Below are 18,634 nucleotides of genomic sequence, written 5' to 3'. Positions count from 1 at the left end.
TAAATTGATGCGAAAATTGATTTCGTAAAGAATCCGGAATCTTGTTACAACAAGACATGATTAGTTTGAAAAATAAACAGGAAGAATACAACGGCCAATAGCATCTAGAGTGTAAAATTAAGATAAGATGAGTTCAAACAAAGAAAACAGAAAACAATTAAAAACTTTTTTCGAAGCAGGAGATCGCCCTACAGAAGCCCAGTTTTCCAAGTTGATTAACTCTGTGGTCGTGCAACAATCTGATAAGTTATTTATCAATAATCAACACGAAATCGGACTTGGGCAAGACCCCGAAAACGGAAAGCGATTGACTATTCTTGGAGAGGTAAAAATAAATAACGGGGGTTTGGTGGCTAATGGAGGAGGGATCAAGTTAATAGAAAATGGAAATAGTATTAATTTACAACCAGGAGGGATTAGTTATTTGAATTCTGATAAAATAGGAATTGGCGTTGAAAACCCTCAAAAAAAACTACATATCCGTGTATACAATGAACCAGAAAGATCAGGGGCCACTCCTTTAATGATAGAAAATAGTGAACCAAACAATGAATGGGTTGGGATGCTATGGAGAAGAGAAGGAAAAAGAGATTGGGGAGTATATTCTGAAGATGGAGATTTTAGCATTTGGCAATCCGACACGTATAATTCACCGTCAGGAAGTTACCCGTTTGTTATAAAAGAGAATGGTAACATTGGTATAGGAACTACAGATCCGGATGCCCAACTATGTATTCATACATCTCCAAGTGAAAGGAGTATCATGTTAAGAGGAGGAAATCTTATTAAGAATAACATTTTGGTAAATACTTTTAACCTGCCTCCTACCGATGAGCTAAGTGACGGAGCCATAAATGTTATAACCAATGATTGGAATACCTCCAACGGATTAGGTTTAATCCGATCTGCCAATGTAGCTTCTCCTATAGTTTGGATGTACGAATTTGGAGGTAGAAATGCCTTTACAGTGGCAAGAAAGAAGTATAGAGGTTCTGGTCAGGATGCTTCTAATATAGGTGATGATCTAACACCATTATTTCAGGTAAGAGAAAATGGGAACGTAGGTATAGGTACAACAAACCCCAGGGCTAAGTTAGAGCTAAGTTTCCAAAAGCAAAATTTACATTACAATGCATTATTTTTTGAGGATAGAGGATATCATAGCAATTCAGGAGCTACAAATATAGCAATTAAAGTACCCTATGCATATTGGGATGGGGTAAGTTATAACGAAGAAAGAGGCTATTTAGATTTGATAAAAACGGTAGGAGGCAATACCATATTGGCTACACGAAATACGGACAATGCTTTACTTGGAAAGGTTGGCATAGGTACTGTTCAACCACAAAAAGAACTGGATGTTAATGGAGGAATAATAGCAAACAGCCTTGAAGTAAAAAAATCATTGGTAGTTAAACATAGAGAAGGAAGTGGAGAAGGCTGGAACATCCAATCATTTGGATATGATTCAACCCCTCTTTATTTTAGTCATCACTATAGCGGTGGGAGTGCTACATTTATGATATTACATCCGGATAGTAGAAATAATAACTCATATCTAACATTATATGGCAAAATCATAGTTAAAAATCAGGGATCTGTAATACCAGATTATGTATTCGAAGAGAACTATCCCCTAATGCCATTATCCAAAGTAAAAAAACATATAAAAAAGTACAAACATCTCCCAGAAATACCTTCTGCTAAAGAAGTAGAACGTAAAGGAGTGGATATGTTGGATACGGTACTGCTACTCTTAAAAAAAGTAGAAGAACTTACCCTGTATGCAATTGATCAGGAAGAACGAATCTCAGCACTCGAAAAATAATTCATCATATAAATTAAAACGAATTCTTCTTAAGACGATATATGGAAAATAGTACATCTACTTTATCAAAAATGACTTGGCATCATATGTTAAATGCCGAAGAACTTATTTCTCTGTTAAAAGAGCATATTAAAGAGTTATCAGGTGATACGTGGACAGATCATAATTTGGGTGATCCGGGGATAACCATCGCAGAAGTACTTTGTTTGGCTATCGCAGATCTGAGTTATCGCACTGGTTTTGATATCAAAGACATACTGGCATCTTATACAGGAGATAAAACTACATCGATGGATCTGGCACCTGCAGATGTAGTATTGCCTAATCATCCGGTTACCTTATTGGATATACGAAAAGTACTCGTAGATATTCCTCATCCAGATAGTATAAATACCTATAAATCGAGGTTGTTATTACGCAATGCATGGCCTGCTATTGCCAATCAGTCAGAGAAAAATATCTATTATCATCCACACGCTACTGTAAAACCATTAGGAACCCTTTCTGTAAAAGCAATATTAGAGAACCAGCAGGCAGGAAATTATCTCGAATCAGAAAAAATTAATCTGCAGGGATTGTATGAAATTCAAATCGAATTCGAATACGATGAGCATCAGTCAACGTATTTTTTAAAAGATCTTAATCAAAACTATTTTGAGGGAAAAACTGCAGCAATTGGCAATGGTATAGACTACGAATTTTCTGTGCTTTTTCCATACTGGGATGAGGTAAACTGGAGGTTTAAAGATATCGATTTAGAGCAGTCTAAGGTTCAATTTCTTGATTTAGAAAAAGAGAAAGCATCAGCATATTTTATAGCCATTGATAAAGCTAATTATGATGAGTTCTTTTTTGAGTATTATGCAGAATTTACCATCGATAATATACCACTTACTGCTTCTGTAAAATTAAAAGACCCTTTACAGATTCCTATAAAAATAGGTGAGCAAACAGAAGTCTTATTTACCATTCAATGGGTTGACTGGCATGAACTGGCAAATCAATCGAATCGTAATTATGAAGCGGCTATCCGAGAGATTAATGTTATTGATGTAAGTGGTAATATCAGTTTAGACATCTCTAAGAAGGTCTTTGATATCCAGATCGGAATAATTCTCGAAGGAGCTGAAGAAGCATTTTCTATTTTAGCAAGGGCTATTTGTAATGCTGATAATGCACTTCCTTCATTGATCGTCTTGCAAAATGAACTAAGGAACGTTTTCGGACCTTACAAAAAAACGAATAGCAAATCAACCTCCTTTCCTATTGCTTTTGAGTATCAAATTCAGTTAGAAAACCAAATATACCAAAGCCTATCGAAAGCAAATGGAACAGTTTTTAAAGAATATCAACAGAAGATAAAAAGGGTTTATGAATTGATTTATGAAACCAATGGTGTATGGAATTATATACATCGATACCGAAATCTGGGAGAAGATATTTTAAAAATAATGTCTTCCCGTATTCAGGAAATAGCCCTATTTGGCGATATTATTATTAAACCCGGTTATAATGCAAATGAGGTACTGGCAGAAGCCTATTTTCAAGTAGCAGAATTTTTGAATCCTTCTATCAAATTTCACACCTTAAACGAAATGAAAGAAAAAGGATTAGAGATCGACAAGATATTTAATGGTCCCTTGCTTACACATGGATTTATTGATGATCAGAGTTTCGAAACCAATAGAAACAAAGCAGTAGTGTATACCTCTGATCTGATACGATTAATTATGAATGTAGAAGGAGTCGAAGCAATTATTGATTTTTCGATTTCCAGTTATATAGATAATCGACTCATTGGTCGTAATGTTGTAGATTGTCTGGATTTAACCTATGCAGAAACATATAAACCCCGTTTTAGCCTTACGAAATCTAAACTTAACGTTTCTCAAAATGCAGTAACACCAGCTCTGTCATTTGATACATTACAAAAGTATTATGAAATAAAACATGCCGCAGCCAAAACAAATCAAATTCCGCAATCTCCTTATTATGATCTTACACCTCCTGCAGGCATTGATAGAAAAATAGATAAGTATTATTCAGTACAACATGATTTTCCAGAAATATATGGTATAGGGACTTATGGATTGGCTGATGATGTAACCGATGAAAGGAAAGCATTGGCAAAACAACTAAAAGCCTTCCTTTTACCGTTTGAACAACTTTTGGCTAATTACCTGAAACAGATAACTAGTTTACCCGAACTCTTTTCTTTTAGTAATCGTATTGATCGTACCTATCATCATCAACCACTCTATGAAGTGCCAGATATAGCTCCTCTTCTCAAACCCTTCTTAACCAGTGGAGAAACATGGGATCGGTTCAAAACCGATTTAGATAATGTTTATCAAAAATTTCTGAGAAGTGAGGAATCAGCTAATAACCAATCTATAGCACAGAATCGATTTACCTGGTTACAACGTCGTAATGAGTTTCTAGATCATTTGTTAGGAAGATTTGCAGAAACCTTTGAGGAGTATGCATTGATACAATTGAGTCAAATTCAAGAAATCCTAAAAGACCCCAGTCAGTATGAAGATTATGAAAAAAAGAGGGGCAAAATTCTTACAGAATTAATTAAAGATAAAGAGTTATTTGCTCAGGACTATCAGGCTGTGGCAACAAAACGAGCTAATGGTTTTGATTATAATGGTAAAGATAATAATGATATAAAAGGACAGGATAATAAAATTGTGTCTGGATATAAACAACGATTGTGTAGACTTTTAGGAATTAGACAAACGGGTAACCAACCTATCTTTGGAGGAAAAGATTCTTTTGATATAGATGTAGAAGGAATGCATGTTGTAGAGCATATATTGTTGCGACCCAAAACCGATGAACAAATTTTATTAGAATTTAACACCAATGCAATATCTTATGGTAACGGTCAATTAGAAAAAGACCCATATTCTTTTCATATTTCCGTAGTATTACCTAAGGATGCAGGACGGTTTAAAGATAGCCACTTTAGAGAGTATACAGAAACTATTATTTATAGAGAAACACCAGCGCATATTACCGTCAATATATGTTGGATGGATCATGAATATGGGAAACGTTTTGAAACTGCTTACCTAGAGTGGTTGCAAATACTACAAAATGTAAAACCTCATTTAATAGATGATAATTCAGAAAATTATCAACGATGGACAGAGATTCATAACCAATTGATCACAAGTTTACAGGACCCTATAGAACCCGAATTAAAAGTACTGGATGCTTATGCTAATGAATTTACTTCGATAGATGAAACTATTGCATTTTGGTTGGGGGAGGTTGATATCCATTATATAAGTGTGAGTAGAATTGGAGGGAATTATAGAATATTTTTTAAGGAAACAGATGAATGGATAGAAAAAGAAACTGTAGAAATTACTTCTAGAATACTTCCTATAACCCAGCAAGGAAAAGGATTTGCAGCGTTAAATGGGATAGGTCAGTTCCGGATTGATTATTATCCAGACGGAGTAGAAAAAAGCAAAGAAGTATTCGTATACGTAAATAAAAAAGCAACCCCAATTTTTATTTATGCCTATGACACAGATGGCAGCGAGCCACTTGTTGACGAATATAATAACCCTATCACATTTTTAGAAATCGATAGAAATCAAAATAAAGAATATGTTTTTGAAGGAAAACCTTTTGGAGGTGACTTATTCATGTATAGTGAAGAGAACGGGCAACTTAAAGAAATGGATCATTTTATTTTGACAGAAGAAAAATCAAAGATATCTTTTACAGAATTGACCATAGATACACCTGGAGAATACCTTCTTAGGTATGTCAAAGATAAACTTATTGTACAACTTGTATTAATGGTCACCAATTAGAAATGATATAAAAGAAATGAAAGGAAATGATGAAATACTGATTGGTAAACTACAGGTTGATTTTTATGCCGCTAAAATGACATTGGATGGAGCTACCCTCATTACACTTATAGAACGTATTAAAGATGAGTTAATCAGCCTATTAGGGTTTGCATTAGAAAAACTATCTGATCAATCAAAGGTGGTCGTATATGACAAAGTAGAAATTGATGTCTATGCCCAGGATCTGACCGGTTGGTTTGATATCTGTGTTCATGGTATTATAGGTGAACTTAGAAAAGAAGGATCAGAGATTTTAAAAGAAAATCCGAATTTAGATATAGCATCTTTGACATCAGAGATGAAAGAGTATAAAAATCACAATAGTACAATACAAGATTTCAATTCAGGAACTGAGCAAGAGAATGAACAAAATAGTATTGGTGACCCTCAAAATAATGAAAATCGAGTAGCAAATTTTCAGAAAGAAGATAAACAATTGAAAGAGAATTTAGAGAGTTTACTTTTGGGAAAAAGCAAAGAACCAGGCAATAATTATTTTCAGGAAATTTCTGAAAATAAAGAATGGGATGAAGCTAATATACTACAAACAAAAGTACAATTAGAGGGGCTATATACTGGTGTAGATAGGATGATGCAGGGAATAATATATTATCTTAAGAAAGGTGTGACTCCTTGGTATAGTATATCAAACGAGAATATTGATACTACAGAATGGAGAAAAGAACAATGGCAGGAAATCTCTCAACTTCTAATTATTGATACTAATGCACGTCAACGATGGATTATGTGGATAGCACCAAACATCTTTAAAAATTGGGTAAATCATCATAATACAAAATGGGATTGGGCGACTATAGTAATAAAAAAAATGACTGAGTGGATAACAGACCCGGCAATAGGTACAACGCAACACCAGGAGATTCGACGATTTTTAACTGATAGCTGTTTACAGCTACAATCACTAAACCCGTTAATCTATAAAAACCCTTTACAGGTTATTGAGCAGAAAGAGGTAAAACCAATACAACTTTTGTCAGGAACCTTACAAAACGAATTATTGCAATACTGGAAAGACAATGAATTGCCCAAAAAGCTATTTTCCAATTTTATGGATGTTTCGTCCAAAAAGATTCAAAACCTAACTGTAGATACGAAGGAAGAGTTTAAAACTCCGGACAATTCGGAAGCAATAAAAAATGAGTTAGTAACCAAAGAAGAAATATGGAAAGAAATAGCCAGACATGTAGAATCAGAGCAAGAAAACAAGTTTCCAGAAGAGATTTATACCTCTAATGCAGGTATTGTGTTGTTACATGTATTTCTTCCTTCTTTGTTTAAACAATTGGATTGGTTGGATAAAGAAGAACGCTGGGAAACAGATAAATATCGGTTACAAGCAGTGTATGTCATTCATTATTTGGCAACAGGAGATAAAGCCCCTGAAGAATCATCAATGTTTGTTGCCAAATTATTGGCAGGATGGCCTGAAGAAGAACCTTTACCAAAGATAGATACAAAACCTATCTACGATGTGTTAGCCACCCAATTGGATGAGTTGCTAGAAGCAATACACCAACACTGGAAACCCATGGATGGCTGTACCTGGGAAAGTTTACGTCACGATTTTTTGCAGCGTAAAGCAAAGGCAATACGCAAAGATGAATCTCCCTGGACCTTGATCATAGAAAAAGGGCCTTTTGATATCCTGTTACAAAAACTAAGCTGGTCTATCACCTATATCCACCACCCCTGGATAGAGAATATGTTGATTGTGGATTGGGAGGCAGCTTGATTAGATAAACTAAAAAACTAATTGCTTATGAAGGAATACGATAAAAAGTCTGAGTTAATTGATGATAAAAAACAAATTTTTAATAGTAAGAATATTGAAGAATTGATATCAAATTTTGATCAAAAGAATTTAAATTATAAAAAGAGAAAAAATAGATTAAAAGAAGGAGAAATTTACTCAATAAATAGATCAATAGTTGTACCCTTAAAAGGTCAAATGTATCCTTACACTCATGATTTTTCGCCAACAGCAGGTTATATTCCTGTGGAAAATACTTCAGGAAGGGAAAGTGTTTTGATACAAAGAGGAGCTCCAGTAATGATTCTGAAAACAAAATCAAAAAATAAGGTTGATGTTAAGTTGTTAGGAAAATATGCTTTGAATTTTACATTTGAAACAGAAATCAAAAATATTGACACCTCCCCTGCGGATTCAACTTTAAAAGTGAGATCTCAGTTTTTTGGCAACTTACTTGACGCGGCTTTGAAAAAAAACAATTATTACATTACACTACAAGTTCTATCTTTAATTTTACATTCAAAAAATAGATCGATCCCATTTGAAGGAAAGAATTGGGTGAAAAGAGATGTAACCAAATATTTAATAAGAGAAGGGAAGCTTAATGGTGCCCCTCATATTAAACGCAATCCAGAGTATTTTCAATTGGGGCATTTCGCATTTATTGGGAAAAAAAATGTAGCAGACTTAAAATATACTGAAGAGAGTGAGGGAGGGCTTCTTGTAATAGAATACCTGTCCAGGATAACGAAAGAGAATGCCAATGGTTTTAAAGAGAATATTTGGACGATCAAAAAAACCGGATTTAGGTTTTCTGACATCTTTGAAATAGCCAAAAGGCCAACTCAAAAACCAAAATCAACAAAAAGAGGATATACAGGAATTGTAGAAGGTGTTGTTGATGTATTGGAATTAGCAACCAATACTTACTTATTTTTTTTAAGTGGAGAAGCCTTAGTGACGGAAGTTGTGGGGACTCCAGCTACTTTAGGAGCTAGTGCGAGTTTGATACCAGCTACCACGATAGCTTTTTTCGTGACAGGTGATAATATGATAACTAAAGTAGGGGTGATTTATCGAAAACTAACCAATGATTATGAAGATGGAGACAAAACAAATGACCCTTATATCAGGCAAGGATTACGAGAGCTTTCAAAAGTTGCAACTGGATCGGAATCAATTGGGAAAAATGTGTATGATTATGGTACTTTAGCTGTAGGGGTAGTAAAAATTAATCAAGGAGTTCAAGCATCAAAAGCTGCTTTGATGTCAAGTTTCCCTAAAAAAGCTGTAAAACCTGCTACAGGAGCAATGACAGGTAGTTACCTTAAATTAAAACAATTGATAAATATGGCTAGTAAAGATTAAAATTAACTAGGTATTAGGTTTAATCCAGGTACAGATCCTGATAAAAGCATGTTTCTTGTACTTAAATGATATCAATTAGTTAATAAACTCAATGAAATCAGCTCCCTTCAATACTCTATACTTACTAGGTTAGAAAATCAGATTTTTTAAGCTTTAAAATATGGCAACTTTTCTATATGACATTTCAAAAAAATAAATACAGAAAATCGCAACTATAGGATTAATCTTGTTGAAGCGACTCTATAGTAATAAACTCTGAAAAATTAAATTTTCACTTAATACAGAATTATTATGAACACATACGATAAAAAAACTGAATTAGCCAATAATAGGCTGCATTTTTCAACAGGAAAAAATATAAAACAAATTGTACAGAATAATAGTAAAAAGACAGATGATTTTAATCTTAGCAAATTAATATCTGATGATAGCATAATTAAATTCACAGAAGAGTCACTTAAACGAGTGTATGAATTAGAAAATGCTGCTTTAACAAAATATAATTCCAGTAATTTTTCTGCTACTCAAAAAGCTGGCAAAAATAGTAATAATAATCTTTGTCCAAATTGCCCAGATCCTCCAACTTTTGGATTTTATATATCCTTTGGTACGGATGGGGTTAAATTTGGTTTAAAACTAAGCTTTACATCGTTAGTTATCGGGAATTTCCATATTTCACATCAGATATCTACGACATATTTTTCAGATTATTATAAAACAGGTAAGAGTGGAATACAAATTAGAAATTCTGCAATGGCAGAATATGATTATGGTTATGGAAGTATAAGTTTAAGTACAAATAAATGGCATGGATTAGGAAAAATGTCAGAATTCGATCAAACCACTGGGAAGTTTTCTTTTAATAATGCGGATTTAAGACTGTCTTATGAAAATGATGGAACACCATTTCAATGGCTGAGGTTAGCAGATGGTAATGATAGCCATAAAAGTGCCGCTATAGGTGTAGGATTTAGAGATTGGTTATTAATGATGAGACTATTAACAGGAAAAAGAGATAAAACAAGTTATTATAGAGAACAAAATATTTTACCTGGAGGAGAGCTTGGGCTTAATGAATTTGGAGAAGGAGAAGGAAGAGGAAAGTTTGGGGAGTTTTATAAACATGGTTTTGTAGACGAAATAGGACCAAAGTATAGATTTTCAGAACTATCCATAAATCACATGGGATATAGTATGGGAGTTGACTTTGAATGGATACGTCATATTTTTCAAAATATTATAGCACATAAGATAATAGAAAAACAGAGAATGTTTCAAATGATGAGTGGTCATGCAAAGCCTCTTTTCAATGTAAAACTACTTGATACTAATTCTTTAAACCCCAAAGAGACTAGGATAAAATCTAAATTTACACACTGGGAGGAATTTAAAGATTAGAGTTTAAAGTCATAATGCAAAAAAAATTGAATGAACCACCAATTCACTTACCTAGATAAGATCATCAAAAAAGCAGCGCAGTTACATGTGCAACATATAGACACTAGTGAGCCCTATGCTATAGATGAGTTATATCGTATTGAAGCGCCTTATGATCCAAATAATCCGTTAAACACCCTTATGGAGAATGATGACTTTACCTTTGAAGAACGGATTATATTGTTACTGGCTATCGCTCCATACTTCTACCCACAGGTATTGGATCTTTTTTTTGCCAAAAACCCGGATTTTGACCGTATATGTACCGAATTTGGAGGGGTAACTGATGGTAATCACAGAGGAGTGATCCCAACAGGCGAAACGGCTATGTTTTTACTTACCGGACGTGATGTAGAAAGAAGAAAAATAATCTCCCGTTTTTTTCTGCAAGAACATAAATTTTATAAACAAAATATCTTGTATTTGGAAACAGTACCCGATACACAACCGATGTTAAGCGGTAAACTAATACCACATCCCGATTTTATACAACAATTAACTTATGGAAAAGTGATACCTCCTAAGCTTTCTATTCATTTTCCGGCAAGGCAGGTGCATACAAATCTAGAGTGGAAAGATTTAATTTTGGCTCCTGATACCCAAAAACAATTACAGGACATCCAAAATTGGTTACACTATGGTGAAGAACTCAAAAAACACCCAAAACTAGCAAGGAGATCTGCATTAGGATACAAAGCATTATTTTATGGCCCACCAGGTACCGGAAAAACATTAACAGCCAGTCTGTTAGGTAAAAGTACAGGACGTCCGGTGTTTTTGATTGATCTTTCCTTGTTAGTGTCCAAATATATTGGAGAGACAGAGAAAAATCTATCTAATATTTTCAAAAAAGCTGAAGATAAGAATTGGATTCTTTTCTTTGATGAAGCAGATGCCCTTTTCAGTAAACGCACAGAGAATGCCTCTTCAAACGATCGTTATGCCAATCAGGAAGTTGCCTATTTGTTACAACGAATAGAAACCTATGATGGTTTGGTGATTTTGGTGACTAATCTAAAACAGAATCTTGACAAGGCATTTTTGCGCCGTTTTCAATCTATGGTACATTTCGCAACTCCAAAACACCAAGAACGTTTTAAACTATGGAGCATGTGTATACCAGATGATTTACCATTAGATAATTCAATAGATATAAACGAATTGGCACGCAATTATGACCTGTCTGCAGCACAGATTAGTAATATTGTGCAAAGTAGTTTTATTTATGCTTTAAGTAATAGGGAGTGCAATATTTCACGGGATAATTTGCTTGCATCATTACGTAAAGAATATCAAAAAGAAAATAGAATATTTGAACAAAGATTTTAATCTATACAATGGAGTCTAATTCTTAGAGATTTATTAGAAATTCAAAGATTATATTTCTGTTGAGCGTTCTGCGAGATTGCTTTGATGTAATGGGTTTGGGATTAACTAAAGATATTGAATAGTACAAGAATAGAAGAACAGTTATTTTAACAATAAGTTTATAGTTGCTTTTTTTATTTTTAAGTTTATTATTTATATTTACTTATAATATACCCATTTTGCAGTATAGAAATTCAAAAGTTCTGTAGCTGTATTATAGAATTTAATTAGTAGAAGTCTTACAATTATATCTTTTTAATCAGTAAACATCAATAATGTTATAGTGTGTTGAATAAACAATTGAACAAAGAGAACTAATGTCTTAAAACCATGGATTTAATAACCCAACTTTTACAGTCCAAGCATGACTTGGATAGCTTTGCAAAAAAAATACCTTGTATGCTGCATATCAATGATGCATCTAATTTTGAAATATTGTATTTAGACCCTGTAGCTAGAAAAAAAATAGGGATTGCGGAGAAGAGTACACCTAATGACCTTAAAGGAAGTCTCACCAAAATAGTACACCCCGATGATTTGCAAGCTGCAATAAACTCTTGTAAATATTATCTGAAACATATTGACGAATTTAGTACTGTTAGTTTTTTACAACGTGTTGAACTTAAAGAAAATCAATATAGATTAATGTATACAACGAGCTTATTAATAGAAGAATTGGGAGGGTTGGTAAGTTTCAGTATTGATTTGGGAGAACACCTAGTGAATGAAAAACAAGTGAATCAAATTAATAACGAAACCAATTTTATAAAAATGGGATTTGTAAATTTTGGGACATTAACACAAAAAGAAAAAAACCTTATAAAGCTATGGGTTCAGGATTTCTCTAATAGGGAAATTGCAGAAAAGCTAACACTAACCGAACAAACCGTTAAAACTTATAAAAAGAAAATATATAAAAAATTAGAGATAAATACATTTAACCAATTACACCGATACGCTTCGGCTTTTGATCTTATTCATTAGATTATAACTTATTAGCCTATGGAATTAGAATATACTACTGTTAGCAAAGATATGGTAGAGTTTATACCGAATACTTCCAGATTACCAGAATTGTTAGGAAGGAGAATAGGGTATTCAAACCCAAAATATCCTGGTTTTTACCATATTCATACAATACAAGATTATTCTGTTGTTTTTTTGGATGAAGAAAGCTGTAAAGAGTTTGATCTTACACTAGAAGAAATTAAAGCATCTGGCCCTATGTTTCAGGAATATGTAACGCATCCCGAAGATTTAGAAAGAGTAAGGCAAGAGCTTTTGGATTTTGCCATAAAACAAGATGAGATGAAAATATTAACTTATTTTTATCGACTTAGACTGAAAAAAGAAGATAAGGAAGGGTATACATTGGTAGTGACCAGTGTAAGATTAGATCTTGATCAACAGACATTTATTTGTATAACTAATACTACAGATCAGTTACCTGTATTTACCAAAAAAATATGTAACACTCTAAATGTTAAATATGAAACCAAAAAATATATAGATAAGTACTTAAAACTTACCAAAAGGGAAAAAGAAATTTTCTTAAAATTGGTAAAAGGATGGACGGTAAAAGAAATAGCTAATAACTTGATAAGGTCCATAAGAACTATAGAACAACACAAAAAAAATATTTATAAGAAGCTAGAAGTAAAATCGTTGACTCAAATAGTTCAAATAGGATATTTTTTAAATTTATGATTTTATTGGTTTTGTAGTCATTTAAAAGATTTTAGGAAATTAATTTTACAAAAATGGATTAACTGAATCGTCATTTATTGAAGTTGTTTAAACTTTTTTCTTTTGTTTCTTCTTAAATTTTTTAAGAGCTATTACAATGAACAATAAATAGTTGAGCCCTGACCAGCTTTCTACAGTTGTATCGAACCTGTTTAACAATGATTTATAACTGTCAATCCATGTGTTGGTTCGCTCCACGGCATATCTTTTTTATAGAGTTTGGAGTCGAAATATTCATCTCTATCTGTATTACCATTTGGTTTGTTAAAACAAATATTACCATTAATCTCTTTTTTAGCACACGAATACCTAAAATCTTTGGAATCAAATCCAGCATCGGCATTTAAAAAGATTCCACTTAGTGATATTCCTGCCTTTTCTAAAGTTGCAGTAACGACTATAGGTCTTATGAATCTTACTTACAAAATGTTCCGTAAAATTCAACTTGCTAAACAAATTGTAGGAACGTGTGTATACCAATCAATAGGGAGAAATATAAAATCATGTTGATTATCAAAAAATATAGGAATAATCTAGAAAAACAAGCAAGAATTTAGAGGATAACAAAAATCAATCTGGAGTAAAAATATTAGTTTTTAGAGGTTTTCAGTATCTTTATATTGTGGAAATAACACCTATAAATCCCTTTACTAATCAGCAATTTGTGCTACAAGAAGCTTCTGACATTCTTGTAAAAGAACATCAGGAATTGCAATTTGATTATCAGTACTTGCAACAGCAAGTATCAGAACTCAAGCGTATGATTTTTGGCAGTAAAAGTGAGCGATTTATTTCTTCTGATATTGGACTGCTAGATTTATTTGTGGAGCAGGTGGAAGTTTCTAATACTAAATCTATTGAAATAAGTTATAAACGAGAGGAAAAGGTAAAAGAGAAACAACAACCAGTTCGCAGTGACCTTCCATTCCTATTCCAAAAGGAAATGCAGGAGCTGGGTTATTAGCGCATATTATGGTCAGTAAATTTGTACATCACCTACCTTTTTACAGACAGCAACAAATATTCAAAAGTCAAAACTTTGATATTAGTAGAGGAACACTTTGTAGTTGGTTTAATGCAACGACTAAACTATTAGAGCCATTATATGATACCTTACAAAAACAACTTTTACAAAGTAGCTACCTTCAGGTGGATGAGTCACCAATAGGAGTTCAGGATACTGCTAAAAAAGGAAAACTTCATATGGGTTATCATTGGGTATACCATGCTCCGATAGAAAGGTTGGTTCTATTTAAATATGCTCCTAGCAGATCTAGAAAGATACCTGAAGAATTATTACAAGAGTATAACGGAGGGATTCAAACTGATGGATATTCTGGGTATATAAACCTAAACACTAAAGGAGATATGACTTTACTAGCATGTATGGCGCATGCAAGGCGATATTTTGAAAAAGCACTGGATAATGATGCCTCCAGAGCCACTTATGTATTAGAACAAATTCAAAGGTTGTATGCTATGGAACGAAAAATCAGAGAGCGGGAAAGTTGCTTTGAGCAAAGAAAACGCTATCGAAAATTATATGCAGTTCCCGTCTTAAGTACATTAGAGAATTGGTTAAAAGAGCAGGTTCTTATGGTACTTCCTAAAAGCGCCATCGGAAAAGCAATTGGATATACACTAAAATTATGGGGTAAACTGAAAAGATATATTACCGATGGTCGTTTTGAAATTGATAACAACTTAGTCGAAAACACGATTAGACCGTTAGCCCTGGGGAGAAAGAATTATTTATTCTCTGGATCTCACAAAGCAGCACAGAAAGCAGCTATTTTATACTCTTTCTTTGCTAGCTGTAAAATCAATAACGTAAATGCTTATAATTGGCTTAAAGATGTACTGGAGAAAATACAGGAGTATAAGGCAAATCGATTATATGAGTTGTTACCCAATAATTGGGAAGTATCACAAAATCAAAATGCTTAACTGTTCATATAATCCTGCCATCTTACCAAAAGATACTTTTCTTTCTGGTTTTCCTTAAGATCCAGAAATCCATATTCATAACAAAACAGATAGATCTGCCCCTTTTTATTCTTCCAATAATGCGTGAAGTAATTGGGATCAAAACCTTCTGATACCAATTTTTCTTTACGCACGGTGGATAATCCAGATTTGTTGTACGCTTTTAAGAGTTTACGATTGATTTTTAGCTTTTTGTCAATAGTGTAATATAAAGCTTCCTCGGATTTACGTTTTTGATATTGATGGGCAGATTTACAGTGTATGGAACAATATTTTTTATCAGACCTACCTATAATTTCAGCTTTACATTGTGGACATATATTCATTATCTCTAGTTAATCGAATAGTAGTCGAATCCTATTCGAATGTTATTCGGCTAAAATACCACTATGATTTTTAAATACTGCATTTTTGTATCATGAACCTCACTAAACATATCACATTGAAACATTTGTTGATTCATAATCAAAAGATGATTGGGATACAATTTTCACCCGATAAAGTAATCCAAGCGTTGATCAAAGAGCTCCCCAATCCTAGATGGAGTAAGAAGTTCTCTATGGTATACATCATAAATACTAAAGAAAATGTCGATATGGTTTTTGACAAATTTAGAGGAGTGGCTTGGGTTAATGGGAATTCTTTCTTTAAAGAAAAGATCATACGTGAGAATCAGCCTGTAGATATCAATTGGTATCGTAACAGAGCTAAAACGGCTTCCTATAAATATATACCAGAAGAATATTTGATGAAATTAGAACTCAAACGATATGCCTTAAACACTTGTAAAATATACATCTCATTGTTCGAAAGGTTCATCAATTATTATCCCCAGAAAGATATCATAGCGTTATCCGAACAAGAAATAAGAAAATATCTACAAGTGCTCATCCAAGAAAAAAAATCCAATAGCTATATCAATCAAACCATTAATAGTATCAAATTCTACTATGAGGTTGTCATGGGAATGCCCAATAGATTTTATAGTATAGAACGGCCTAGAAAAGAACAGAAACTCCCACAAGTACTTTCTAAAGAAGAAATCCTTGCAATAATAGCTAATACTAATAATATAAAACATCGTTGTATAGTAAGTCTGTTATATTCTGCTGGATTACGTAGAAGTGAACTACTAGATTTAAAAGTTGAAGATATAGATAGTAAAAGGATGTTGATCCATATCAAAAATGCAAAAAATAATAAAGATAGATATTCCTTGTTATCAGAAACCGTACTAAAAGAACTAAGGATATACTATAAAGAATGGAAACCAAAAAAGTATTTGTTTGAGGGGTTAAAAGGAAATAAATATAGTGGGAGTAGTGTAAAAGAAATCGTAGTTAAAGCATCAGAAAAATCAAAGATAAACAAAAGAGTAACTCCGCATATGCTAAGGCATAGTTTCGCTACTCATCTATTAGAAAATGGCACAGATTTAAGATATATTCAAACTCTTTTAGGGCATAGTAGTACAAAAACAACAGAAATATATACTCAAGTGGCTGTAAATAATTTTAAATCAATTAAAAATCCTCTAGATTTGTAATAAATACATGGAATGTAATAGCAATTGCTATTACAACATTGTTGTAAGTAATGCTGAAAAACCCAGAAACCGAGTGAATAAAACGATATTTGAAATTACCAAAATGGACTGTCCTTCCGAGGAAAATCTAATCCGAATGAAATTGGACGGAATTTCAAGTATTGCGAATTTGGACTTTGACATTCCAAATCGAAAACTGACCGTTTTTCACAGCGGAGAAACCGACCAAATCGAAAAGTCCGTTATCCAACTGAATTTAGGTGGAAAAAAAATCTCGACCGAACAGACCGACCAAACGGAATTTAAAGAAAACGCAAACCAAAAAAAGCTACTTTGGTCTGTACTTGCAATCAATTTTGCCTTTTTCATTATCGAAATGACAACGGGAATAATCTCAAAATCAATGGGACTTGTTGCCGACAGTTTGGATATGCTTGCGGACAGTTTCGTTTACGGAATTAGCTTGTTTGCGGTTGGCGGAACGTTGATTAAGAAAAAGCGGATTGCCAAACTTGCTGGATATTTTCAAATTACACTTGCGGTTATCGGATTTGTGGAAGTTTTAAGAAGATTTTTCGGAGACGAGAAATTACCCGATTTTTCGACAATGATTATCGTTTCGATTTTTGCACTTATCGCAAACGGAATTTGTCTTTACATTTTGCAAAAGTCAAAAAGTAAAGAAGAAGCACATATGAAAGCGAGTATGATTTTCACCTCTAATGACGTGATTATAAATTTAGGAGTAATAATTGCAGGAATTTTAGTGCATTATTTGAGTTCAAATAAACCTGATTTGATTATTGGAACAATCGTTTTTGTTTTGGTAATTCAAGGAGCGTTTAGGATTTTGAAATTAAGTAAGTGAATGAAAAAAGCACTACTTACAACACCGTATATAATTTATTGCTAGTTCTAGCTTGCTTACGAAAGTCCTCGCGGACTTTCTATCTGTGATTTATTTGCTAACTTTAGTGCTTAAACACGCAACAAACCATATACAAACACGTTGTCATTAATTGAGGATGAATAAAGATCAAATTAAAAAGGAATTTCAAGAAGATTTTCTCGAGTTAAGAAAACTCTTGAACTCGTGGGAATTGATTCCCAGTTCTCCAAAAGATGAATTTGACTCTTTAAATCATCAAATTTTAAGTCATTTATATAAAGGAGCAGACTTTGAAAAAGTCTCTCGTGTTTTAGATAGTGAATTGACTGTGACTTACGAATTATCTATTGACTTAGACGATTCGGAAAAAATCGCAACTGAAATTATGGAATGGTGGAATTTTAAAAACTCTTGCGAAACGAAATGAACTCAGATGTAATCAGTGTTAAAGCTAAACTGACTCTATACTCGCCTGAAAATGGAGGAAGAAATACCGGAATTGCAACTAATTATCGTCCTAATCACGTAATGGAGTATTTACCAAACTCGGATGAATTTCCAACGACATATATCGGACAAATTGAATTTGATAAAGAACTTATCTACCCTGGAGAAACAGAAAACGTGATAGTTAGGTTTTTAAAGCATTAAAATATTGAGGAACTTACAATTGAAGGAAGGATCTGGTGGATTCATGAAGGTCCAAGAAAAATTGGAGAAGCTGAAATAATCGAAATTATAAATGAATAAAACTAATGACAACACTATATAACAAAACATAGCTGCCCTTTAGGTCAGCAACGTTTGTTATATTAAA

At 33.2% G+C, this 18,634-nt stretch carries 16 protein-coding genes; 15 read left to right on the top strand and 1 reads right to left on the bottom strand.

Translation table 11 applies throughout. From position 1 onward, the window contains the following. The first annotated feature begins 127 nt into the window (after positions 1-127). From N456_RS03765 to tnpC, 11 genes are all read left to right on the top strand, one after another. Positions 128-1,828, top strand: a complete 1,701-nt coding sequence (locus N456_RS03765) for a hypothetical protein (protein WP_062054068.1) — start codon at positions 128-130, stop codon at positions 1,826-1,828. 41 nt (positions 1,829-1,869) lie between these two features. Beyond that, positions 1,870-5,664: a hypothetical protein gene (locus tag N456_RS03760; RefSeq protein WP_062054066.1), complete on the top strand. Its 3,795-nt coding sequence runs from the start codon at positions 1,870-1,872 to the stop codon at positions 5,662-5,664. A 16-nt stretch (positions 5,665-5,680) separates the two neighbouring features. Then, positions 5,681-7,459, top strand: coding sequence for a contractile injection system tape measure protein (locus tag N456_RS03755; RefSeq protein WP_062054064.1), 1,779 nt, complete (start codon positions 5,681-5,683; stop codon positions 7,457-7,459). A 27-nt stretch (positions 7,460-7,486) separates the two neighbouring features. Further along, positions 7,487-8,845: a hypothetical protein gene (locus N456_RS03750; protein WP_062054061.1), complete on the top strand. Its 1,359-nt coding sequence runs from the start codon at positions 7,487-7,489 to the stop codon at positions 8,843-8,845. Positions 8,846-9,136: 291 nt separating this feature from the next. Continuing rightward, entirely contained in the window at positions 9,137-10,243 is a 1,107-nt protein-coding gene (locus N456_RS03745) for a polymorphic toxin type 23 domain-containing protein (RefSeq protein ID WP_062054059.1), read from the top strand. 30 nt (positions 10,244-10,273) lie between these two features. Further along, positions 10,274-11,611, top strand: a complete 1,338-nt coding sequence (locus tag N456_RS03740; RefSeq protein WP_062054057.1) for an ATP-binding protein — start codon at positions 10,274-10,276, stop codon at positions 11,609-11,611. A gap of 369 nt (positions 11,612-11,980) precedes the next feature. Further along, entirely contained in the window at positions 11,981-12,634 is a 654-nt protein-coding gene (locus N456_RS03735; protein WP_082422417.1) for a helix-turn-helix transcriptional regulator, read from the top strand. Between the two features lie 18 nt (positions 12,635-12,652). Continuing rightward, positions 12,653-13,357: a LuxR C-terminal-related transcriptional regulator gene (locus tag N456_RS03730; RefSeq protein ID WP_062054053.1), complete on the top strand. Its 705-nt coding sequence runs from the start codon at positions 12,653-12,655 to the stop codon at positions 13,355-13,357. Between the two features lie 258 nt (positions 13,358-13,615). Continuing rightward, complete coding sequence (locus tag N456_RS03725) at positions 13,616-13,906, top strand: hypothetical protein (protein ID WP_062054051.1); 291 nt, start codon at positions 13,616-13,618, stop codon at positions 13,904-13,906. A gap of 112 nt (positions 13,907-14,018) precedes the next feature. Then, a complete protein-coding gene (locus tag N456_RS03720; protein WP_062054049.1) occupies positions 14,019-14,360 on the top strand; it encodes an IS66 family transposase in 342 nt (113 codons plus the stop codon). Positions 14,361-14,368: 8 nt separating this feature from the next. Next, positions 14,369-15,343 (top strand): IS66 family transposase, encoded by a 975-nt coding sequence (gene tnpC / locus N456_RS03715; RefSeq protein WP_062054047.1) that lies wholly within the window; start codon positions 14,369-14,371, stop codon positions 15,341-15,343. Here the strand turns inward: tnpC and N456_RS03710 are convergent. Next, positions 15,340-15,708 (bottom strand): hypothetical protein, encoded by a 369-nt coding sequence (locus N456_RS03710; RefSeq protein WP_062054045.1) that lies wholly within the window; start codon positions 15,706-15,708, stop codon positions 15,340-15,342. The genes tnpC and N456_RS03710 overlap by 4 nt on opposite strands. Positions 15,709-15,854: 146 nt before the next feature. Between N456_RS03710 and xerA the strand changes: the two genes are divergently transcribed. The 4 genes from xerA (at position 15,855) to N456_RS03690 (ending at position 18,468) form a co-directional block, all read left to right on the top strand. Next, the gene (xerA, locus tag N456_RS03705) at positions 15,855-16,928 is read left to right on the top strand and encodes a site-specific tyrosine recombinase/integron integrase (protein ID WP_062054426.1); all 1,074 of its coding nucleotides are present in this window, start codon (positions 15,855-15,857) and stop codon (positions 16,926-16,928) included. A gap of 73 nt (positions 16,929-17,001) precedes the next feature. Continuing rightward, positions 17,002-17,796 carry a cation efflux transmembrane domain-containing protein gene (locus N456_RS03700; RefSeq protein WP_162838816.1) on the top strand — a complete coding sequence of 265 codons (795 nt, stop codon included), beginning with the start codon at positions 17,002-17,004 and terminating at the stop codon, positions 17,794-17,796. 217 nt (positions 17,797-18,013) lie between these two features. Beyond that, positions 18,014-18,244, top strand: a complete 231-nt coding sequence (locus N456_RS03695; RefSeq protein ID WP_205410247.1) for a hypothetical protein — start codon at positions 18,014-18,016, stop codon at positions 18,242-18,244. Continuing rightward, positions 18,241-18,468 carry a hypothetical protein gene (locus N456_RS03690; RefSeq protein ID WP_062054040.1) on the top strand — a complete coding sequence of 76 codons (228 nt, stop codon included), beginning with the start codon at positions 18,241-18,243 and terminating at the stop codon, positions 18,466-18,468. The genes N456_RS03695 and N456_RS03690 overlap by 4 nt, the downstream gene beginning before the upstream one ends. The last annotated feature ends 166 nt before the right edge of the window (positions 18,469-18,634 follow it).

Source organism: Aquimarina longa SW024 (assembly GCF_001401755.1).
GTDB lineage: Bacteria > Bacteroidota > Bacteroidia > Flavobacteriales > Flavobacteriaceae > Aquimarina > Aquimarina longa.
Note: the sequence above shows the minus strand (reverse complement) of the source record. Positions and strands in the feature narration are given on the sequence as shown.